This window comes from Deltaproteobacteria bacterium, assembly GCA_012522415.1.
Taxonomy (GTDB): domain Bacteria; phylum Desulfobacterota; class Syntrophia; order Syntrophales; family JAAYKM01; genus JAAYKM01.
The window spans coordinates 1-21,982 of sequence record JAAYKM010000119.1 but is presented as its reverse complement, the minus strand read 5'-3'; the positions used below and the strand labels follow the sequence as shown (position 1 = coordinate 21,982).

The 21,982-nt window shown below is 50.6% G+C and carries 24 protein-coding genes; 22 read left to right on the top strand and 2 right to left on the bottom strand.

Annotated features, from left to right (window positions below; all coding sequences use genetic code 11):
- The 4 genes from GX147_09520 to GX147_09505 all read left to right on the top strand — a co-directional run.
- On the top strand, positions 1–1,466 hold a 1,466-nt coding region (locus tag GX147_09520; protein ID NLN60917.1), incomplete at its 5' end, for a hypothetical protein.
- A gap of 25 nt (positions 1,467–1,491) precedes the next feature.
- A complete protein-coding gene (locus GX147_09515; protein ID NLN60916.1) occupies positions 1,492–2,079 on the top strand; it encodes a 4Fe-4S dicluster domain-containing protein in 588 nt (195 codons plus the stop codon).
- A 10-nt stretch (positions 2,080–2,089) separates the two neighbouring features.
- On the top strand, positions 2,090–3,025 hold the full coding sequence (nrfD, locus tag GX147_09510) for a polysulfide reductase NrfD (GenBank protein ID NLN60915.1): 936 nt from the start codon (positions 2,090–2,092) through the stop codon (positions 3,023–3,025).
- A 189-nt stretch (positions 3,026–3,214) separates the two neighbouring features.
- Complete coding sequence (locus tag GX147_09505) at positions 3,215–3,517, top strand: hypothetical protein (GenBank protein ID NLN60914.1); 303 nt, start codon at positions 3,215–3,217, stop codon at positions 3,515–3,517.
- 154 nt (positions 3,518–3,671) lie between these two features.
- Here GX147_09505 and GX147_09500 read toward each other — a convergent pair whose 3' ends face one another.
- Positions 3,672–4,208, bottom strand: a complete 537-nt coding sequence (locus GX147_09500; protein NLN60913.1) for a hydrolase — start codon at positions 4,206–4,208, stop codon at positions 3,672–3,674.
- Positions 4,209–4,495: 287 nt separating this feature from the next.
- Between GX147_09500 and xerD the strand changes: the two genes are divergently transcribed.
- The 12 genes from xerD (at position 4,496) to rapZ (ending at position 15,466) form a co-directional block, all read left to right on the top strand.
- Positions 4,496–5,383: a site-specific tyrosine recombinase XerD gene (gene xerD / locus GX147_09495; GenBank protein NLN60912.1), complete on the top strand. Its 888-nt coding sequence runs from the start codon at positions 4,496–4,498 to the stop codon at positions 5,381–5,383.
- Between the two features lie 19 nt (positions 5,384–5,402).
- Complete coding sequence (locus GX147_09490; protein NLN60911.1) at positions 5,403–7,403, top strand: tetratricopeptide repeat protein; 2,001 nt, start codon at positions 5,403–5,405, stop codon at positions 7,401–7,403.
- A gap of 2 nt (positions 7,404–7,405) precedes the next feature.
- Positions 7,406–8,236: a 3-deoxy-8-phosphooctulonate synthase gene (gene kdsA, locus GX147_09485; protein ID NLN60910.1), complete on the top strand. Its 831-nt coding sequence runs from the start codon at positions 7,406–7,408 to the stop codon at positions 8,234–8,236.
- 51 nt (positions 8,237–8,287) lie between these two features.
- Entirely contained in the window at positions 8,288–8,839 is a 552-nt protein-coding gene (locus GX147_09480) for an HAD hydrolase family protein (protein ID NLN60909.1), read from the top strand.
- Positions 8,840–9,057: 218 nt separating this feature from the next.
- Complete coding sequence (gene lptC / locus GX147_09475; GenBank protein NLN60908.1) at positions 9,058–9,615, top strand: LPS export ABC transporter periplasmic protein LptC; 558 nt, start codon at positions 9,058–9,060, stop codon at positions 9,613–9,615.
- A 23-nt stretch (positions 9,616–9,638) separates the two neighbouring features.
- On the top strand, positions 9,639–10,205 hold the full coding sequence (locus GX147_09470) for a hypothetical protein (protein ID NLN60907.1): 567 nt from the start codon (positions 9,639–9,641) through the stop codon (positions 10,203–10,205).
- Between the two features lie 69 nt (positions 10,206–10,274).
- Positions 10,275–11,027, top strand: a complete 753-nt coding sequence (lptB, locus tag GX147_09465; GenBank protein ID NLN60906.1) for an LPS export ABC transporter ATP-binding protein — start codon at positions 10,275–10,277, stop codon at positions 11,025–11,027.
- A 52-nt stretch (positions 11,028–11,079) separates the two neighbouring features.
- Positions 11,080–12,600, top strand: coding sequence for an RNA polymerase factor sigma-54 (gene rpoN / locus GX147_09460; GenBank protein ID NLN60905.1), 1,521 nt, complete (start codon positions 11,080–11,082; stop codon positions 12,598–12,600).
- A 108-nt stretch (positions 12,601–12,708) separates the two neighbouring features.
- The gene (gene raiA / locus GX147_09455) at positions 12,709–13,245 is read left to right on the top strand and encodes a ribosome-associated translation inhibitor RaiA (GenBank protein NLN60904.1); all 537 of its coding nucleotides are present in this window, start codon (positions 12,709–12,711) and stop codon (positions 13,243–13,245) included.
- Between the two features lie 17 nt (positions 13,246–13,262).
- On the top strand, positions 13,263–13,724 hold the full coding sequence (locus tag GX147_09450; GenBank protein ID NLN60903.1) for a PTS sugar transporter subunit IIA: 462 nt from the start codon (positions 13,263–13,265) through the stop codon (positions 13,722–13,724).
- Positions 13,725–13,748: 24 nt separating this feature from the next.
- Positions 13,749–14,603, top strand: a complete 855-nt coding sequence (locus GX147_09445; GenBank protein NLN60902.1) for a hypothetical protein — start codon at positions 13,749–13,751, stop codon at positions 14,601–14,603.
- A complete protein-coding gene (rapZ, locus tag GX147_09440) occupies positions 14,600–15,466 on the top strand; it encodes an RNase adapter RapZ (protein ID NLN60901.1) in 867 nt (288 codons plus the stop codon). Before GX147_09445 ends, rapZ begins: the two co-directional genes overlap by 4 nt.
- A gap of 4 nt (positions 15,467–15,470) precedes the next feature.
- Here the strand turns inward: rapZ and GX147_09435 are convergent, their stop codons facing one another.
- Complete coding sequence (locus GX147_09435; GenBank protein ID NLN60900.1) at positions 15,471–16,796, bottom strand: M23 family metallopeptidase; 1,326 nt, start codon at positions 16,794–16,796, stop codon at positions 15,471–15,473.
- Between the two features lie 254 nt (positions 16,797–17,050).
- Between GX147_09435 and coaBC the strand changes: the two genes are divergently transcribed.
- The 6 genes from coaBC to GX147_09405 form a co-directional block, all read left to right on the top strand.
- The gene (gene coaBC, locus GX147_09430) at positions 17,051–18,253 is read left to right on the top strand and encodes a bifunctional phosphopantothenoylcysteine decarboxylase/phosphopantothenate--cysteine ligase CoaBC (GenBank protein NLN60899.1); all 1,203 of its coding nucleotides are present in this window, start codon (positions 17,051–17,053) and stop codon (positions 18,251–18,253) included.
- Between the two features lie 14 nt (positions 18,254–18,267).
- On the top strand, positions 18,268–18,999 hold the full coding sequence (locus GX147_09425; GenBank protein NLN60898.1) for a uracil-DNA glycosylase: 732 nt from the start codon (positions 18,268–18,270) through the stop codon (positions 18,997–18,999).
- A 216-nt stretch (positions 19,000–19,215) separates the two neighbouring features.
- Positions 19,216–20,343, top strand: a complete 1,128-nt coding sequence (locus tag GX147_09420; GenBank protein NLN60897.1) for a nodulation protein NfeD — start codon at positions 19,216–19,218, stop codon at positions 20,341–20,343.
- A gap of 13 nt (positions 20,344–20,356) precedes the next feature.
- Entirely contained in the window at positions 20,357–21,121 is a 765-nt protein-coding gene (locus GX147_09415; protein NLN60896.1) for a slipin family protein, read from the top strand.
- A 32-nt stretch (positions 21,122–21,153) separates the two neighbouring features.
- The gene (locus tag GX147_09410; GenBank protein NLN60895.1) at positions 21,154–21,468 is read left to right on the top strand and encodes a hypothetical protein; all 315 of its coding nucleotides are present in this window, start codon (positions 21,154–21,156) and stop codon (positions 21,466–21,468) included.
- A gap of 158 nt (positions 21,469–21,626) precedes the next feature.
- Positions 21,627–21,982 (top strand): M20 family metallo-hydrolase (locus GX147_09405; protein ID NLN60894.1); only part of this gene is annotated, 356 nt, incomplete at its 3' end.

Genomic DNA, 21,982 nt, shown 5'->3' with positions numbered 1-21,982 from the left:
GGGTGGAACTGCCCTATCGTCCGGCGACGCTACTGACCGGGAAGGGAACGGCGAACCACCGCCGCTCCATCCATACCATTTTTGCGATTGAGATGATCAATGTTCTGATCGGCGGCGTGAATGTTCCCGGCGGGGTCCTGGGGATCAGCACGAATTATAAAAAACGCTGGGGCATCCAGGCGGACGCCGACGGGATCAACCTTTCTCCGAACGGTACCTACTGGCACTTCGGTGCGTTCGATTCCTATCCGGCGCGTCCGGTCCAAAAGCCCATGACCTATGGTCTTTTCGACCTCACCCCATGCAACTCCTTCAGTGACAACTTCTGGCCTATTTCGATGGAGAATCCCAAGAAATTCGGCCTTAATTACGATATTGAATTTTTTATCACGGCCCACACGAATCCCATCGCCGGCTACATCAGCCCCCTCCTCATGGCGGAGTTGTTCAAGAAAATCAAATTTGTCCTTCAATTTGCCCTGGAAATCAATGAGGCAACGGAGATGGCCGATCTGGTTTTGCCGAATGCCCACTGGGCGGAGCGATGCGATCCCTTTGCCAATCTGCCCTTCAAATTCCAGGGCGTGGGAGAACAGGATTGGTACTGGTTTTTCCGGCGTCCCATGGTCCAGCCGCCCAATCCGGAGATCAAGCATTGGATGGATATCATGCTGGAAATCTACGATCGGGTCGGCTGCATGCCGGATCTGCTCAACTGGTGCAACATCCTGTGGTCTCTGAAGCCTGAAAACGCCTTTGATCCCCAGAAGAAATACACCCGCCTGGAGATGTACGACCACTTCATGAAGGACCGCCACGGTGTGGGAATCGACTATTATGAAAAAAGCGGCACCCAGGTCCTCACGATGAAAAAGGAAGTCGATGAGAAGTATCCCGGTCCCTTTGTTCCGGGTCGATACAATATTTTCATGGAGTACTGGATTAAAGCGGGTGAGGACGTCAAGCGCGTGGTTACGGAGATGGGCTTGGAGAAGGAATGGGATACGGACGATTACAAGCCGCTGTTGGATTGGTCACCCGGCCGGTCTTTTGAGCCGAAAGGGGATTACGATCTCCACTTGGTGAATTACAAGACGGCGGTTCACAGCGGTTCCTGGTCGATGAACAATCCTGTCCTTCTGGAAATCGGGCACACCTATCCCTGGATCTACGGGGTGATGATCCATCCGGACCAGGCCAAGAGAAAAGGCGTCAATGATGGAGATGAGATCTGGATCGAGTCGGAGTACGGTTACCGGGCCGGAGGCAGGGCACACGTGACGGAGGGCATCCACCGCGACTGCATCGGCATATCGGGCGTCGGCGGGCGACTTGCTTATGGCGAACCGGTCGGAAGAAAGGAAGGGCCGTCCTGGAACATGTTTTTCGGGCAGCACCTAGACAACATGGACAAGATGAACAGTTCTCTGGACTCCGCCATCAGAGTCAAAATATACAAGGCATAGGAGGTAAACCGTGATCAGATATGGAATGACCATTGATTTGAAGCGATGTATCGGATGCCAGTCCTGCACCATCGCATGTAAGATGAAAAATGGAACGCCTCCGGGCATCTTTTATCGGAAAGTTTTTGAAAAGGTGACCGGTAAATATCCGAATATAAAGCGCAGTTACATACCGACGAATTGTATGCACTGCGACGATCCGCCGTGTGTGCGGAACTGTCCATCCGGTGTTTTTTCCAAGCGGGACGACGGGGTCGTGATTTATGATCCCGGCAAATGTTATGGTGCGCGGGTATGCCGGATGGTGTGTCCTTACGAGGCAATTTCGTTTTTTGAGAAGGTGGAGCCCTATTTCCCGAATGGATTTACGCCGATCGAGAAGTACTGGGATAATGCGTCCAAGGAGGGAACGGCCGGGAAATGTGATTTCTGTATCGACCGGGTGACAATCGGTCTGCAGCCGGCATGCGTGAAGACGTGCCCGACGGAAGCACTGAAGTTCGGTGATCTGAACGATCCCAACAGTGACGTTTCAAAACTCATTCTGGCCCGGGGCGGGTACCAGATGCACGCTGAACTGGGTACGAACCCGTCGGTGTATTATCTTCCATAGGAGGTCAACCATGATATCGAATGAGGCAACCAAACGCGTTGAAGCGCTGCCGCACTATACGCGGCTTATTCCGGAAAGCCAGGAGATTGGCTCTCAGTATAAGGCGCAGACAGACTGGAAGTTGGTCGAAGTGCTTTCTTTCTACCTGGGAGGTGTCGGCACGGGACTTTATCTTTTGTCCCAGGTATTTGATTATGGGATCGGCTTGATTGTGGGGTATCTGCTGGTCGTTGTTTGTAAGAACGGCGCCCATCTGCTGGCTTCCTCCAAGCCTTTCCGGGCCATGGGCGTATTAAGGAAACCAGGGACCTCTTGGATCAGCCGGGGCGCATACGGCATTTTTACTTTTGCTGTCCTGGGGCTGATTGACATCGCCTTCAGAACAGGGATGGTAACGGTTGAAAATGTCATTCTGGCCAATGTGGTGTCGATTCTGACGGCCCTTGCCGCCTTCTTCATCATGGCCTATGTGGGCTTTGTGTTTGCGGAAGCACGTAATATCGGCTTCTGGAATTCACCGATTATTCCGGTGCTGATCATCAGCTACTCTTTCTGCATGGGTTATGCCTTGTTTCTGGTGCTGGCTCCGTTTACAGCGGATCAGTTCGGCTATCCGGCCCTTGCCCGGCAGTTTCTGCTGACCCTGGTGACCACAACGCTGCTGATTTTCATCCTGTTGACCGTTGTGAAGCGGATGACGAAATCGGCGCAGCAGGCAGCGAGCATGCTTATCACGGGCAAGTTCAGCATGATGTTCGGGTTTGGCGTGATCATTGCCGGATTGCTGGCCCCGATCTGTCTTGTCGGCTATTACCTCGTGAACGTCGAAACGGTTTCCGCCTCCCTGTTGAGTCTTGCCGGCCTCCTGGTTCTGGTTGGAGGCCTCTTGTGTGAAATGTGTTTGATTTATGCGGGTGTTTACCGACCACTCGTTGAGGTGGAATAAGCGGGTTAACGTTGTGCAAAGGATTTCGGACAAGAGCGCTTGATAAAAATGGGTTGTCTTTTTTTCTGATTTGGAGCACATGGGCTGCCGGATACGCTCCCACCAGCTGGACGGCCATGTGCTCTCTTCCCGTAAGGGGCCGTTATATATGCAGGAATAGTAAAAAATGATACTAGAATCGGGTGAGCCATGGAGGTAACTCTGCAAATATTGAGCCTTCCCCTGAGAAGAGACGTCGGCTGGGGTGATGAGAAATACGAAGCGGTATTTCAATTTGAAGGCGACACCATCGCCGACTTGTTCAGGGCCGTTCATGACCATGAAGGAAAAAGCCTCTATGACCGTTTTATGGATGGCGATGGTCTCATATCCCGTTCTTACATCCATCTGGAGGGCATTTCCTACCTGGGGACCGAGGAGCTTCAGCGACCCCTCAAGGAGGGCGCCAAATTGTCTATACTGGGCCAGCTGACTTGCTGCGGGGGGGGATAATTTGGGCCTGTTTCGGTTCGTTCATTTCCTCTGTTTCTTGATTCAGATCCGGATGCCCCGGCCGGTCTGATCGGTTCCCTGATCGGGGAAAGCATGCGGGACAAGCGTCTTGGTTCGGTCGAGGCCTTTCTCAAAGCATGACAAGCTGGTCGTGTTACTTGATGACTCTGAATATGTCCTTGAATTTGTCGCTTTCCGCCGTCCTCAGCAGTTCGAAGAGAACCGTTTCCGTACTGGTCAGATGCGCTCCGGCGGCAATCATTTTTTTGAGACCTATTGCACGATTTTTGGCGGTACGCGAAGAAATCGCGTCGGCTACCGCATGGACTTCGTAATCCCGACCAAGAAGATCCAACGCCGTCTGATAGACACAGATGTGAGATTCGATGCCGCAAAGCAATACCTGCCTGCGATTGACCTTTTCAAATGCCTCCATAAAAGCGCTGTTTCCGCAGCAGCTGAATGTTGCTTTCCTTAGGCGATCAATACCGTCCAGCAATTCTGCAACATCCTGAATGGTAGGCCCCAGTTTTTCCGGAATCTGTTCGGTGACCATGATGGGAAGCTGGAATATCTTTGCTCCCTGGATCAGCTTCCGTGTATTCTCAAAAAACAAGTCCCGGTCGGTGGCGGCTCGGGCGAGGTTTCCCTGAATGTCAATCACCACAAGCAGGGTTGATTCAATTTGCAGCACGATCTTTCCTCCCCTGTCAGTTTCTTCAGTTTTGGGCCTATCACAGGGATGGCAAAATGTAAATCCATAGGCGATTATTGGAGAACGACTCTGGAAACAAGGCCAGGTGTTGATGTGGGGGTTCCTTATTGCACAAGGTGGGCCAAGTGGTGTAGAAGACTGTTGGGTTTGGACCCCAGGGTGGGCTCGTGCCATCGATGAGATAAGGCACGATTCTCACAATGGGGTAAACAGCTGTCTTGTCTGGCAGGAGGGGATAATAGCGGTGGATTATCATGGATACGATTGACGTTGTACTCGATACCTATCTTAATTATCTGACCGTGGAAAAGGGACTGTCACGGAATACGCTGGAAGCTTACGGACGTGATTTGGGGAGGTACTCCGACTTTGCATCCCGCCGTGGCATTCGGTCTTGGGATGGAATGACGCCGGAGCTCCTGGTTGCCTTCCTTGAGCAGAGAAGGACGACGGGGCTTTCATCCGTTTCCATGAACCGAAGTCTCGTTGCGATTCGTGGTTTTCATAAATATCTCATTCAGGAAAGGCTGGCTGAAACAAACCCGGTTGCCCATATCGAATTGGCCAAGAGTTGGATACGGCTTCCCAACATTTTGAACCGGGAAGAGATGGAAACACTGTTGAAAACACCGGGTCATGAAACGCCGGCCAGAGTACGGGATACGGCCATGCTCGAATTGCTCTACGCGACGGGACTTCGTGTATCGGAGTTGATTGCCCTGAATATGAACCATATCAATTGGCAGGCGGGATATCTGATCGCCTTCGGCAAGGGGAGTAAGGAAAGAATCGTGCCAATCGGTCAGGCAGCCTACGATGCCGTAAAATCGTATGCTGATCAGGCTCGGCCGCTTCTGCTCAGAGAGAAAAGGAGCGACGTCCTGTTTTTGAACCGGCGAGGAGAAAGGCTGACCCGTCAGGGGCTCTGGAAGATCATTCGTTTTTATGCCTTAAGGGCGGGTTTGAGGAAAAAAGTGTATCCTCACACATTTCGCCATTCTTTTGCGTCGCACTTGCTGGAGGGCGGTGCGGATCTTCGTTCCGTCCAGATGATGTTGGGGCATGCCGACATTTCGACGACCCAGGTTTATACGCACGTCTCCGGCGAGCGATTAAAGATTGTTCACAAAAAATGTCATCCTCGGGGATGATTTGCTGAAAGGTGCCACATTGACTGTATCAAGAAACTATCGAGGGATCCGGATTGGAGCAGGCGCAGCGGTTCTGTTCATGTTGGTCGTTTACCTGATTCTTCCTTACATTGCACCGAACAAAGCGGCCCTGCTTTCCTTTCTGATGCAGCGTGTTAAAGGAACCTTGGCCTATTATCTGCTGGATCAAACACCCCGGATTTATGCGCTCACGGCGGAAAAAAACGGTCAGGAGGTCCTCATTTCCGAACAGGCGGTCTTCGATGTGACCTCCCGGGATGAATTTGTGATCAAGGACATTGTGTCCGATGTTCTGACGGACAAAGGATTTTCCATTGATGTGGTGGGAATCGGTGGCACGGATGATTATCGGGTGCTGCTACGCGGCATCGATCTGGTGGAGCTGTCCATGGCCAATATGACGGAGGAAGTCATGAAACAGGGTTATGCGCCAGGACAAATCCAGGTTGCCTATCAAGGCGAAATCCTTACAACGATTCCGATCCACATCCGGATCATGGCCCAGGATTGGTTGCGTTATGCAAAAGCCTCCAACAGCCGCAGAACGCAGCTTGAATATCTGAAGCGGGTGGTGGCGGCGAATCCCGGCGATCTCGCCCTCCGAAGAATCCTGGGAGAGATATATCGCCATATGGGCATGCACTCCGCAGCGGTTTCCGAATACCAGGCTGTCCTATCGCAAAAACCGGATGACATAAAGGCCCTCTCCGGATTGCTGAAATCCTGTCTGGTCTTGGGGAAAAATGATCTGGCCGCGGAAACAGGCGAACGCGCCGTCAAAATCGAGCCGAAGGATTCCACTCTCTGGGAAGACCTGGTTTTGGCCTACAGTCGTTTGGGTGCGTGGGAGAAGGCCGCTGAATCATGCCAGACTCTCGTGAAGCTTAAGCCTCAGGATTATTCAGCCCGTATTCGCCTGGCCGAGATTTATGAAAAAATGGACCGGGTGGATGAGGCGATCGCCCAGTACCGAATCGTCACGGAAAAAATGCCTCAATCCGTCCCGATGCTCGAAGGATTGGGGCGCATGTACTTGAAGCAGGGGAAATACGATGAGGCCATTCGTCTTTTTAACAATCGACTCCGTCAAGGCACTGCCGGCGCCACGCTACACGCCAATCTCGGATCGGCTTATGGCGGGAAGAAAATGTGGACGGAGGAACTGAAGCATTACCGGAAAGCGGCGTCGCTGGCCCCGAAAAATCCGGTAATCCTCTACAACTTGGCGCTATCTCTGGAGAACAACAGGCGCGATTCGGAGGCCATGAACACGTATGAAAAAGTGCTTGCTTTGCAGCCCGGCGATACGGATGCAATGCTCCGCTTGGCTGATTTGGCATTTCGAAATGGACGCTACACGCAAGCCATCGGATATTATGAGAAACTGATCAACAAAATCTCTCAAAAAGGCAAAATTTACGCTAACCTGGGATACGCCTACGGAGAATTGAACAAACTGGCAATCTCGGCCGGGTATTATGAAAAAGCCATCCAGTCTGGCTTAAAAGACGAAAAAATAAATTATAACCTGGCCGTGACGTACGAAAAAATGGGAAAAGAGAAGGCTGCGGCCGCCCTTTACCGGAAAGCATCTGAGCAGAAGCCGTCTCCGAAATCGTTGAACCATCTGGCAGATTATTATATAAAAATAGGAAGTTACGATGATGCCATAAAAACCTATCAGCGACTGCTTAAACTGGAAGGGAAAAAAAGCGGTGTCTATGCGGATTTGGGTTATGCATACAGCTTGAAGGGCAATTTGGACAAGGCCATTGAAAATTATCGTGTTTCCTTGCGTTACAACGAGGAAGAAAGTGATGTCTATAGTCGCATGGGTGCGGCCTACGAAAAAAAGGGATTATTGTTGGATGCGCTCAATGCTTATACCAGAGCCTATCAATTGAATCCGGGTGATGAGGAGGCGAGTGAACGGATTCCTCAGTTGAAGATACGCCTTCTGAGGGAAAAACAGAACAAAGAAAATCAAAGGGGGTCGTAGGGATCGTGGAACAGGTTGTTATCAATGAACGGGTGGCGATCGGTGGGCAAAGGGAGGGGATCGTTCTGATTGCCGGTCCCTGTGTTATAGAGGACCAGCAGAGTACACGTGATACCGCCTGTTATCTCAAAAATCTGACGGAAGAACTGGGAATTCCTTTTGTTTTCAAGGCATCTTACGATAAAGCCAACCGCACTTCCGCGGATTCCTTCCGGGGGCCGGGCTTGACGGAAGGGTTGCGAATATTGAAGGCTATCAGGGATGAATTGAAAATCCCGGTCCTTTCTGATGTCCATCGATTTGAAGAGATCGGCCCCGCCTCCGAGGTACTCGATATCGTACAGATCCCCGCTTTTCTCTGCCGACAGACAGATTTCATCGTTGAAGTGGCGCGCCAGGCAAAGGTCATCAATATCAAGAAAGGTCAATTCCTCGCTCCGAGGGATATTGCGAATGTCATTGCCAAGGCCGAAACAACCGGAAATCATAAAATTATCGTGACGGAAAGAGGGGTTTCTTTCGGGTATAATAATCTGGTCAGTGATTTTCGTTCTCTTCCTCTTATGCGGGCCTTGGGTTATCCTGTGGTCTACGATGGGACTCATAGCGTTCAATTGCCTGGAGGAACCGGTAAGGCATCGGGGGGGGAGCGGGAAATGGTTCCCTATTTGGCGCGAGCCGCTGTTGCCGTTGGTGTTGACGGTCTTTTCCTGGAAGTACACCCTAATCCCGACCGGGCTCTCTGCGATGGGCCGAACTCATTGCAATTGGAAACGCTTCCCTTCTTGCTCAAGGTGCTTAAAGAGATTGACGGGATTGTGAAAAATCCATAGGGTTTCTTTGGCGGTGCGAGATAAAAAGATCAGAAGAGAGGAAAATTCCGTATGAATGATGAGTTAAGTGATGAAGTCAAGGAAAGGATCAAAGGAGTCCGATGGCTGGTGTTGGATGTGGATGGGGTCCTGACCGATGGTCGGGTTATCCTCGATGACAATGGACTGGAAAGCAAGCATTTCAATGTCAAAGACGGCCATGCTCTGAAAATGATGATGCGTTTCGGTTTCAACATCATGTTTCTCACGGGACGCCGCTCCCGTGTTGTGGAACTCCGTGCGGAAGATCTGGGTGTCAGCGAGGTCCATCAGAGGGTTATGAATAAACTGGAATATTTTACGCGTTGGATGGCGTCAAAGGGTGTTTCCTTTGCCGAAACAGCCTACGTCGGTGATGATATTGTTGATATTCCCCTGATGAAAAAGGCGGCTTTTTCCGCCACTGTGGCGGATGCGGCGGAAGAAGTGCCCCCCATGGCCGATTATATTTCGCCGTTCGGAGGCGGTAAGGGAGCGGTGAGGGATATCTGCAAGACTATTCTCAGGGTGCAGGGGAAATGGAAAGAGGTCGCAGAACGGTATCATTTTCCCGAATTCCTCTGATGCTTTAATGGAGTATGCCTTTACAGGCTGCTCGCCGGGTGATATAAACCAGTCATGGGTACAGTCACGCAAAATTCGGGCCTGATTATGCAGGCGGCTTGGAAAGTAGAAAAAAAGAAGAGAGGAACGAATCCCGTTGATCGTTTGTTTTTCGGCAAATGGCGTTATCTTTTTCTGTTTTTCAAAAACCTTCCGGATTGCTGATGAGGAAACCGTTTTTGCTGAAAATATCTGTCGCGGCGATCGTCATCCTGTTGGTGATCGGATGGGTTCTTTTCTCTGAATGGCGGGAACCGGAGGAGAAGAAAACCTCGCCGTCGCTGAAAATAGTACCGGAAAAAGTCGATGTGAAGGCAGACGATGTGTTTTTCACGGAGGTAGGGCGGGCTGACGTCCGGTATGAGATCCGGGCAAAAACCGTTACCTATCAGAAGAAGGACAATACGGCGGACTTGGAGGATGTTCGTGTGAAGATCATTATGCCCAGTCGTCAAGTCTATACCATTACCGCCGACCGGGGGAGTTATGACACGAATAAAAAGGATATTTCCATGACGGGTCACGTTGCAGTCAAATCGGATGATGGTACCCTGGTGACCACCGATCGGCTTTTCTACACGGATGCGGAGAAAAAAATTCATACGACCTCACCTGTAACTATGATAAACAGGGACATTGAGGTGAGGGGAGTGGGGTTGAGGTTGTTTGTGGATAAAAGACAGCTGACTCTGCTGTCCCAGGTCAAAGCAACCATTTCGTCACGTCAACCGAGATGACGGAAAGGGGGCGGGAGGGGTTGATGATTTCACGATGGCCTATCATAATCTGTTTACTCCTGTGTTTTTGGGTGATCTTCCCGACAACCGGGGTATTCGGGAAAGATCCCGATGCGAAGAAAAACATGGTGGACAGGGACACACCGATTCAAATTTCATCGGACCGGATGGATATCTACAATGACAGAGGTACGGTGGTGTTTGATGGCAACGCCATAGCCACGCAGGGGGAGCGGACAATTCGTTCGGAAACAATCACCCTCTTCTATAAAAGGAAAACGGAAAGCGGGGCAAGGGACGGCGTGATGGACATTCATCAAAAAAGTGACCTAGATCGGATCGAGGCAAAGGGAAATGTCCGGATCACTCAGGGGGAACGCGTGGTGACAGGCAATGAAGCTGTTTATCTTCAGGACACGCAACAAATTATTATCAAGGGAGATGCGGTTTTAAACGAAGGGGAAAATGTCATCCGGGGTGATCGGGTCGTGGTGTTTTTAAACGAAAACCGGGGTATTGTGGAAAGCAGCACCAAGCAGCGGGTGAATGCTACGATTTTCCCGTCTAGAAAAAAAGAGACGAAACCATAGTGACGGAGTGCGGTCAAGGACTTGCCGGAGCCATATCCCGGTTGCCATGAGCGGATGAATGGCGGATTTATGGAATTGCTGGAAGCACAGGGACTCGTCAAAAAATACAAAGGCAGGAGGGTTGTCAACCAAGTTGATTTAACCGTTAAATCGGGTGAAGTGGTTGGTCTTCTTGGGCCGAACGGTGCCGGAAAAACCACCACATTTTACATGATTGTGGGTTTGATCAAACCGGATGGCGGGAAGATCTTCTTGAACGGAGAAGATGTCACCGTCGAACCCATGTACCAGCGGGCTCGGAAAGGACTGAATTATCTGCCCCAGGAACCGTCGGTTTTCCGCAAGCTCACCGTACGAGAAAACATCATGGCGATCCTCGAAACCTTGGCATTGTCCGGGAAAGAACGCCACAAGCGTTTGGAGGAACTTCTGCAGGAACTGGATCTCACGGGTTTGGCGGACAACTATGCCTATTCCCTTTCCGGGGGAGAGCGCCGGAGGGTAGAGATAACACGGGCCCTTGTCACATCACCCCGGTATATTCTCTTGGATGAGCCGTTCGCGGGGATCGACCCTTTGGCCGTAGCGGATATTCAGGAAATTATATTTAAATTGAGAAAAAAGGGGATCGGTGTGGTTATTTCCGACCACAATGTCCGGGAAACGCTCGCCGTATGTGATCGTGGCTATATTATCAACCAGGGGTCGGTGCTGGTCGAGGGGGGACCGCAAGAAATTGCCCGGTGCGAAATGGCGAGAAAAATTTATTTCGGAGAAAATTTTGATTTTGAACTGAAGGACAAACACGCTTTAATAAGTTGAGAAAGACGGCTGAATTCATTGGGAATGGGATGTCGCCGGGTGGACAATTGCTATGGCTTTGGAACTGAGACAAAATTTAAAATTAACCCAACAATTGATTATGACTCCGCAACTGCAACAGGCAATCAAATTGTTGCAGCTCTCCCGTTTGGAACTCGTGGACACGATTCGCCAGGAAATGGAGGAAAACCCTTTCCTGGATGAGGAATTGCCGGATGCAGAGACGGAAGAGGAAAACAGTGCTGAATTCAGTGAAGCCGATGGCCCGGAGTCCACGGAAGGCCTTGATGCCAGCGATGGAACAGAGCGGGATACGTCTCTGGAAAACCTGGAAAGCCCGGGCGAGTTGACGGGCGAAGGAGATGGTAAAGAGGAGTTCGACTGGAACAGCTATTTGGAAGATTACGGCCCCGTGGGTGTGAAATATGACCGCCGGGACAGTGAGAACCTTTCATGGGATAATGTGCTCACATCCTCACCTTCCCTCTCGGATCACCTGACCTGGCAGCTTACATTATCCCGTCTAACGCCCGACGAGGTTCGTGTTGGTGAGCAGATCATCGGGAACCTCGATCCGAACGGCTATATGGCCATTACTGTGGAGGAGCTTGCCGAGCTGCTGACACTGGGGTTATCTTTCATCGAAAGTGTCCTGAAAAAAATTCAGGAGTTTGATCCGCCGGGTATCGCCGCTCGAAATCTTCAGGAATGTCTCCTCATCCAGGCGAGAATCATTGATCCGTCCAACCAGAATCTGGAAACCATTATCCGGGATCATCTGGGGGATCTAGAAAAGAAAAACTATGCAAATATCTGCCGAAAATTGAAAATTACGCTGGAGGAAGTCCTCCGATTGGTTGCCATGATCTGCAGCATGGACCCGAAGCCCGGGAGTGTGTTCACTCAGGAAAGGGTGCAGCCCATTGTTCCGGATGTCTTTATCGTCAAACAGGGAAGTGATTACAAAGTGGTTTTGAATGAAGACGGTATGCCGCGGTTGCGGATAAACAATCTCTACAAAGAAGTCATGGGAGGGTTGAAAAGAGGAGTCAAAGCGGAAGAAGGTAAACAGTACGTCCGGGAACGGGTCCAGTCGGCGACGTGGTTGATCAAAAGTATCGAACAGAGACAGAAAACCGTCGAAAAAGTGGCTCAGAGCATCGTTGATTACCAACGGGAATTTTTCGATAAAGGCATTAATTACTTGAAACCTCTTGTCCTCAGGCAGGTGGCAGATGATGTGGAGATGCACGAATCCACCATCAGCCGGGTGTCCACCAACAAATACATGCTTACTCCCCGAGGGATCTTTGAGCTGAAGTATTTCTTCAGCAGCAGCATCCAGACCGTAAACGGCGGAGACATCGCCTCCACGAGCGTGAAGGAGAAAATCCGAAAGATAATCGGGGAGGAGGATGGGCAGAAACCTCTGAGCGATCAGGACATCGTCAAACGACTCAAGGCATCGGGAATCACCATAGCCAGGAGGACCGTGGCGAAGTATCGGGAGATGCTCGGCATCCTTCCCTCCTCCCGACGTAAGAAAATAATTTTACCTCCACAAAACAATTGATTTTTCCTGACAACAACACTATATGGCCATTTCTTTGGTGATTCAATTGTACGCGCCCACTCACCAACAACGAGAACCGGGCGAAGTGAAATTTAAGGAGGATCTATAATGAGAATTACAGTGACCTTGCGAAATGGGGAAGATGAGTTGTGGCAGAGGGAATATGTGGAAGACAAAATGAAAAAACTCGACAAGTATATTGATACTCCCTCGGAGGCCCGTGTCGTTCTTCAAGTGGAAAAGTTCAGAAATTTAGCTGACATCAACCTCATTGCAGATGGTGTGAACATAAACAGCAAGGAAGAAGCAAAGGACATGCGCTTGGCTATCGACACCGCCGTAGACAAACTGGAGCGCCAGTTGAAAAAATATAAGGAAAAGATCCGGACACATAAACCGGGGGGGAGGGAGACCGGTACGCTGGTTGGAGAACCCGTTGTGGAGGAATTTGACGAGTCGTCGATGTCACGCGTGGTGGAAACGAAAAAGGTTCATTTGCAACCTATGTCCCTGGAAGATGCGGCCATGCAGATGGAAGAAACGAAGAATCTTTTCGTGGTTTACCGAGATATCCAAACTGAGAACGTTCATGTCATGTATCGCCGTGAAGGCGGTGCTTTAGCGGTGATCGAAACAAACGGCTGACTGGCGGGGCATCGGAAATGAAGATCATCGATAAGCTGAAAAAAGAATACGTCTCCGTATCTTTGGAGTCAAAAAACAAGATGGATGTGCTTTCCGAACTCTCGTCCCTTTTTACCTGTGGGAGTATCGAATTTAATCATTCGGCCATGGTCAAGACCCTGCTGGAACGGGAAAAACTGGGCACGACAGGCATTGGTGACGGTATTGCCATCCCGCACGGTAAGCTTGCGGATCTGGACGATATATATATCGCCTTTGGAAAAAGTGATGCGGGGATCCCCTTTGAGGCAATGGACAGCAAGCCCGTCCACCTCTTTTTTCTCCTCGTTGCGCCCGAACAGTCGACGGGGCAGCATCTGAAGACCCTCGCGAAGCTCTCCCGGATGCTCAAGGATGCAGGATTTCGGAAAAAATTGCTGGAAGCAAAGACTATTGATGAATTATATCAGGCCATTGCTGAAAAGGATGAGACCTGTTAGGAAGAGCGGGGCGAAAGCTTTCTTTTGAGGAGAAAATCGATCAGGGGGCTTCTGGAAGGATCGGAGGCAAGGCTGGGTCTCCGGGAGGTCTTTTCCCTGACCGACCGCGAATTTCCTGCCTCCTGTTGCCCCGAATGTTTTTTGATTGCCGAACCGAACGATTTTCCGCTTGTCTCTCCAGAAAGCATACTCGTACTTTCTGACAGCGCCGTAAAAAGACTTCTGATTCCGGAAGAACGGGAGAGGTTTTTAGCCCGCTTGGGGAAGGAAAGTGTATCCTGTGTGGCCTTTGCGGACAACCAGGAACCGCCGGAGGGGTTTAGGCGATATTGTGCAGATCACGGCATTGGTCTTTTGCTTTCGTGCTTGGGTGCCCCCTATTTGCAAAGCCGCGTCATCGGTCTCGTTCGTGAGAAAATACGTCAGACCGTGTTGGTTCACGGTGTCTTAACGAATGTTCACGGTCTTGGCTTGCTGATTACCGGAAAGGCAGGTGTAGGTAAAACCACATGCGGTCTTGATTTGGCCGGAAAAGGTCACATCTGGATTGCGGACGATCTCATTGAGGTTGTAAAAAAGGAGGGCAAATTGTACGGCAGCGGGTATAAACTGGCACGAACCTTTATTGCCATCAGGGGTGAGGGGATTTTGCCAACCCGTTCTTGTCCCGACATTACCCGCATGGCATCTGATTCACCGATACAGTTGTGGAGTGAGTTGATGACGGAACCGAATATGCAGACCGGGGCGGCGACGCGTTGCCTCATGGGAGTTCCTCTGCCCTTTTCCGTTTTTCCGTCAATGTCTGGTCACTCCCGTCCTGCCACGCTCATCGAAAAGTGGGTGCAGGGTTTTACCCGCCCAAAGGATACCCTATGAGACCAATCCGCATCGTTATCATTACGGGTTTATCCGGTTCGGGAAAAAGCACCGTTCTTCGCGCTCTCGAAGATATTGGGTTTTATTGCGTTGACAATCTTCCAGTAGTGCTCCTACCCCAATTTTTAAGCGTCCAGGCCGCTCCCGAACGGGCAGTCGACCGTGTAGCCTTGGTCATGGATCTCCGGGAGAAAAGTTTTCTCGAAGAATATCAGCGGATCTTTACGCAGCTGAAACAACAGGGATACACCATTGAAATTCTCTTTTTGGACTCTACGGACGATGGTCTCGTGCATCGTTTCAGTGAGACACGGCGCATTCACCCTTTGGCACCCAAGGGGAGCATCATGGAGGGCATCCAGCGTGAGCGAGCAAAACTCATGCCCCTGAAAAATATGGCCGATCGGGTCATAGATACAACCCCCTTGAATGTCCATCAGTTGAAGGAGGTTATCCAACGCGCGTACATAGCCGATGGTGTTTTAAAACGCCTTTTGATTTATGTGACGTCGTTCGGGTATCGTTATGGCATTCCCATGGACGCAGATATCGTTTTCGACGTCCGTTTCCTCCCTAATCCTTATTTTGTCGAAGAACTGAAGCGCCGTGACGGGCAGGATACAACCGTCAGGGAATATGTTTTTTCCACGGATGAAAGTGTACGGTTCGTGGAGAAAATGACGGATCTGATGGGGTTTCTTCTGCCGCTTTACGAAAAGGAAGGCAAGTCCAGACTCAATATCGCTCTGGGTTGTACCGGCGGCCGTCATCGCTCCGTTGCCATGGCCAACCGCCTCGGCGCTTACTTAAATGGCAAAAACTATCCTGCCAGTGTTTACCACCGGGATATTGGGAAAATATGATCCTTCAGAAGGAAACGTCAAATTTCTTTGTTACATTATCAGTGATCCAATGCGCATCCCACCATTCAATGGGATTGACGAATTGCCCTCCCACCATGATGCCGAAATGCAAATGATCGCCCCCTGCCAGACCGGACAAACCGGTTTTACCAATGATTTCTCCCTTTCTGATCGTCTGTCCTTCCTTAACCTGAATCGAACTCAGGTGCGCGTATAAGGAAATCATTCCCAAACCATGATCGATGATGACCGTATTTCCGTAAATTCCCAGGGAGCCGGTGAAAACGATTAAGCCGTTGTTCGCAGCCTGGACTGGTGCCTGTGCCGTCGAAGCCAGATCGATGCCTTCGTGAATGCTTTCCCCGATTTTCCGCCCTTCGAATATCCATTCTCTCCGATCACCGAAAAGTGCCATAGGCGCCCCGTCTTTCATTCTGAGAAATGTCCCTTCCCAGAGCGGTTTCGGTTGGGACTGTCGGCAGATGGCTTGGATGGTATTGAGGTTGTCTTCACGCATCTTCGTGTTCACATAGGTGAATACATCGATAAGGGCTTTGCCGCGCAGTTCAGGGATTGCCATTTGAAAATCGGGCATTTTTCTCTGGAGAAAGTTGTCACTCAGGTTGACCTTATCACTTCGGAAAACCTTCTTCTTCAGAATAAAATTAATGTTGGCTGACGTTTCGTTCTGGCCCGGATCTTTTACATAGGCCCGGATATGTGGTTCGCCGTTTCCGGTGTCCAAGGGAATCGCGAAGTAGCAGACATAGCAGGGTTTACCGGATACGGTGATCGGATAGGCTTTGAAAAAAGTTTCATTGACGAATACCCCGCTTTCCACGACCGGTTCGGATGTTCGATACAGAATCACGCATACGCCGCCTGGATTGATGTGATTCATTGTGTTGAGCAGAAAAATCTGGGCGGGGGTAAAATCGACATAGACCGGTTTGACGACGGTTGCCTTGTTCTTCCGGAAAGAGGAATCCACAGCAATGATCTGAAGGATTGCGGGGCCGTCGATCAGCTTCATTGAGGGATCGATCTTGATGGGAATATCCTGGTATACAGGGCCTTTATCTGCATGGGAGATGGAAGCCAACACATGGGTCTTGCCGTTTTGGGTCAGATTGACCAGGATGGTTTTCACGCCACTTTTTTTGTCGGCTACGGTGAGGGAAAACGCCTGCCCCGGTCCGATTGATTTCAGGTCCGGCGACAACTTGATTGTAGGTTTGCCCCCCTCGAAAACAGGCAGCATGAAAAAAACAACGGCGATGAGAAGGATAAGAACAACACCAGCCAGCAAGAACGGGGTTAATTTCTTCATGGAATTTCCCTTTGAAAGCGATATGTTGGTGTAGGGCATCTGTGGATACCTCGTTGGGGTTATGCCATGTCCGAATGTGACGGGTTCAGTCAGTCCGCCTTTGCTTTGGACGTATATTGGTTTCCCTACTGTTTTGCAAGATGAAATTGTCTCTGCGAGGCCGTTTCCTGAGACAATTCAGCTTGAAGTTGCCCTCCTTTGTTGTTATATTTTCTCTCTATTTGTTCTAAATCGTATTCCGGAGAGCATTGAGGATGTTGGAAGGGAAAAACGTTCTGCTCGGCATGAGCGGTGGCATTGCGGCCTATAAAACGGGCGAATTGATACGGGCGTGCATCCGGCGAGGGGCCGGCGTAAAAGTCATCATGACGGAAAACGCCTGCGAATTCATGACGCCCATGACTATCCAGACCTTGTCCCGCAATCCTGTTTATACGGATATGTTTTCCCTGATCAAGGATCACGATATTGCCCATATCTCCCTGGCCGAGTACGCCAACATTGCTGTGCTTGCACCCGCCACGGCCAACGTGATCGGGAAAATCGCCTCCGGAATCGCCGACGACCTTTTGACTACAGTGATCATGGCTACAAGGGCGCCGGTTCTCCTCTGTCCCGCCATGAACATGCACATGTATGGCAATCCTGTTCTGCAGGCCAATATTGCTAAATTGGCAACCCTGGGATATCGTTTTGTGGAGCCCGGTTACGGAGATCTCGCCTGCAAGGTGACCGGTCCGGGAAGACTGGCAGAAGTCTCGGATATTATGGAGGCCATCGAAACCGTGCTGACGGACAAGGATCTTGCCGGTGAGCGGATTCTTGTGACAGCTGGTCCGACACGGGAGTCCTTCGATCCCGTCCGCTTCATTTCCAATCATTCGTCAGGAAAAATGGGATATGCACTGGCCACGATGGCAAGGCGCCGGGGCGCACATGTGACCTTGGTCAGCGGACCCTCCGCACTGAAAAAACCTGACGGGGTCCTTTACCTGCCTGTGGCGACGGCAATCGAAATGAGGGACGCCGTTATGGCCAATCTGGAGGGCGCGACTGTAATCATCAAGGCGGCGGCCGTGGCGGACTACCGGCCAGGGGAAGTTGCTCCGAACAAAATGAAGAAAAAGAAAGATGCCCTGACGGTAAAACTGGTCAGGAATCCCGACATTATAGAGGAGATTGGCAGGCAGAAGGGTAACCGCATCCTTGTCGGGTTTGCCATGGAGTCGGAAAATCTGGTGGAGAATGCCAGGGAGAAGCTTCTGGGAAAGAATCTGGACATGATTGTAGCGAATGATCTGACTCAGGAGGGGGCAGGGTTTCAGACGGATACCAATATCATTAAGATCCTTGACCGGGATGGGGGGATGGAAGAATTGCCGATCATGGATAAAATGGACGCGGCCAACCGGATTTTGGACCGCGTTCGGGAGATGCGAAAGTCGCATACGGCCTGAGAAACGGATTGACCATGGTTGCCGGACAGGATCCCTCCGTAGAATTGCTGGAAATCATCGACTCTCTCATAACAGCCATCACCCTGGATCGTGAGAAAAATCATCCCCTATCGTATCTTGGGGTGGAAAGGTCCGATGTGTCGAGTGTCCATTATGCTGAAGTTCCTGGAAATGACGAGTTTGAGAAAGAAACACTCCAGGCCGTCCACGCGAGTCTGGGGGATTGCCGGCGCTGCGGTCTTCACGCGACGCGACGAAATATCGTGTTTGGTGAAGGGAGCAGCCGAGCGCAAGTGGTGTTTGTCGGTGAGGCGCCTGGGGAAGATGAAGACCGACAGGGAAGGCCCTTTGTCGGTCGTGCGGGTCAGCTTTTGACCAAAATCATCGAAGCGATGTCCCTTACGCGGGGGGAGGTTTATATCTGTAATATTCTCAAGTGTCGTCCTCCGGGAAACCGGAACCCTCTGCCGGGAGAAATCTTGGCCTGCGAGCCTTTTTTAATCCGGCAAATGGAAGCGATCAAACCACGCGTCATATGCGCTTTGGGAACCTTTGCCGCCCGTACCCTGCTCAAGAACGAGGCGCCGATCACGACCATGCGGGGAAGATTTCACAATTACCATGGCATACCCCTCATGCCGACGTACCATCCGGCATATTTGCTGCGCAACGCCTCAGCAAAGAAGCTGGTTTGGGAAGATGTGCAACAAATCATGAAACGGTTACAAACTGTTGAAAAATCATAAATCCCATAAAATGAAGAAGGAGTACGGGCGGTGAGGAGAGTAACGGGTGACAAGGGAACAGGAGTCGCTGCCTTCCTCATATGCCTTCTCCTCGGTTTGTACGGTCTGGCTGGTGCAGAGGGGACGCCGCCTGTTTTCGACGTGATCACCGTCGATGCCACGATCACGCCACCAATTGCCGAATATATCGGGCAGTGTATCGAGGAGTCGGCGAAAATGTCTGCGTCTGGTTTGGTCATTCTTATGGATACACCCGGTGGGCTTGACACAAGCATGAGGACAATCGCGAAAAGCATCCTCAACGCCCCGTTACCGGTGATTGTCTTTATTCACCCGTCAGGAGCACGCGCTGCCTCCGCTGGGGTCATTATCACGATTGCCGCTCACGTGGCTGCCATGACGCCCGGGACGAACATTGGTGCCGCACACCCTGTTGCCATCGGGATTGGCGGCCAAATGGACGAGACGATGGCGGAAAAAGTGGAAAAGGATGCTGTGGCTTATGTGAAAGGTATAGCCAAAAAGCGTGGTCGAAACGAGGAATGGGCGGCAAAGGCGGTCTTGAAAAGTGAATCCATTACAGCTGAGGAAGCTCTGAAACTTGGAGTGATCGATATCGTGGCATCAGATGTGAACCATCTTCTCTCGCAGATCGATAACCGACGTATCGTTCTTCCGAAGGGTGAGCAGGTGCTGAAAACGCGTCACGCTCAAATCAGAGAAAAGAAGATGGGGCTCCGCTTACAGATTCTGTCAACGATAAGTAATCCCAATATCGCCTATATCCTCTTTCTCATCGGGCTCGCAGGGTTGTACTTTGAGTTTTCCAACCCGGGGGCGATTCTCCCGGGTGTGATCGGCGGCATGTCCCTGATTCTGGCCTTTTTTGCCCTCCAGACCCTTCCGGTTAATTATGCCGGGGTGCTTTTGATTCTTTTCGCCATTGTTTTGTTTATCGCGGAAATCAAAGTGATCAGTCATGGTCTGTTGACAGTCGCCGGAATCATTTCCCTGGTGATGGGATCTCTTTTACTCTTTGATTCTCCGGAACCCGCTCTGCGCGTTTCCCTGCAGATTCTGGTACCCGTGGTGACGGTTTTGTCCCTTTTCTTTGTTGCGGTGATCAGTTTGGTCGTCAAGGCGCAATTGAGGAAAAAACTTACGGGAAAGGAGGAGATGGAAGGCATGGAAGGCGTGGCCGTGACGGATATTCACGACCACGGAAAGGTTCTGATAAAAGGCGAATATTGGAATGCCAAAAGCGACGGGAATATCGTCCAAGGCAAACAGATTCGAGTGAACAGTGTCGAAGGATTGACTCTTAACGTGGAAGAAATCAATTGAAGGAGGTCGTTTTATGTTTGACTATACCATGATAGTTATTGTTGTCCTTGTGGTCATGTTTCTCGCATCTGCGATCCGGGTTCTCAATGAATACGAACGGGGGGTTATTTTCCGGCTGGGTCGAATCATCGATACAAAAGGCCCCGGTATCATCATCTTGATCCCTGTTGTGGATAAAATGATCAAGGTCGACATGCGGACGATCGCAATGGATGTACCACCCCAGGATGTCATTACCCGGGACAATGTATCCATCAAGGTCAATGCCGTTATCTATTTTCGTGTTGTCGATGCCAATTCGGCGGTGGTGGAAGTGGAAAACTACCTTTATGCAACCTCCCAACTGGCCCAGACCACCCTGCGAAGCGTCTGCGGTCAGTTTGAACTGGATGAAATCCTCGCGGAACGGGAGAAAATTAATCTCAATATTCAGGAAATCCTCGATCGAAGCAGTGGCCCGTGGGGGATTAAGGTCACCCTGGTCGAAGTCAAACATATTGACCTGCCGGAGGAGATGAAACGGGCCATGGCCAAACAGGCGGAGGCGGAACGCGAGCGACGGGCGAAGATCATCAACGCCGAAGGAGAATTTCAGGCGGCCCGGAAGTTAACCGATGCGGCGTCGGTGATTGCCACCGAACCCATTTCCCTGCAGTTGCGCTATCTCCAGACCCTCGTTCAGGTTTCAGCGGAAAATAACTCGACGACGATTTTCCCTATTCCGATCGATTTGATCAGGCCTTTTATGAAAATAGCGGAAAAAATGGAGAAACAATGATCTGAAAAGTACATGGTGACGGAGGTTATTGTATGAGCAGGAGGAAAAAGGTCGATATTTTAACCGGCGCCTCGATTCTCATTACCTTGGGTTGTTTGCTTCTTCTCAACAACATGGGTATTTATGGGTTCGAAAAAAGCTGGCCGATTCTGCTTTTGGTTATCGCCTCTTCTATGCTTATGCAGAAAATCAAGGATATCGGCGGATGGTTGATTCTCGTTGTCGGTTTGGTCTTCCTTTCGATGAAGAATTGGAATTTGAGTCTCCACGCTTTGGGTACATATCTGTTGCCAGCCATTTTAATTGTTCTGGGAATCAGCAATTTCATGCGGAAACGGAAACAATGATCTTTAAAGGAAAAGAGAACACGTTACCATGATCGAGGCGTGCCCCTTGCGAAGTGGAAGCAATCAGTACCGTCATTCTTCGATTTATCATGGAAAAAATGGACATCAGGACAGCCTGAAGACGGCGGAGTTTTCTGGTTTTTCAAAGGACCCTGTCTATGATTAACCAGAAAACCAAGGCCCGGATTTTTCACCGTATCGAGAGTTATGTGGATGATATGGTGGACCTTCAGATAAAATTAACCGGTATTCCGGCGCTCTCTCCGGACAACGGTGGTTCAGGAGAAGCGGAAAAAACGGATTATTTGCGGAAATATCTTATACAGGCAGGCTTTCCCGATATACTGGAAATAAACGCACCGGATGAGCGGGTGCCGTCCGGGTATCGCCCGAATCTGTTGGTCGGCCTTGCCGGAGAATATTCTCAACGCAAGGTTTGGATATTGACTCATACCGATGTTGTTCCACCCGGTGAAAGATGCCTTTGGAGCGCAAACCCTTATCAGGGTTACGT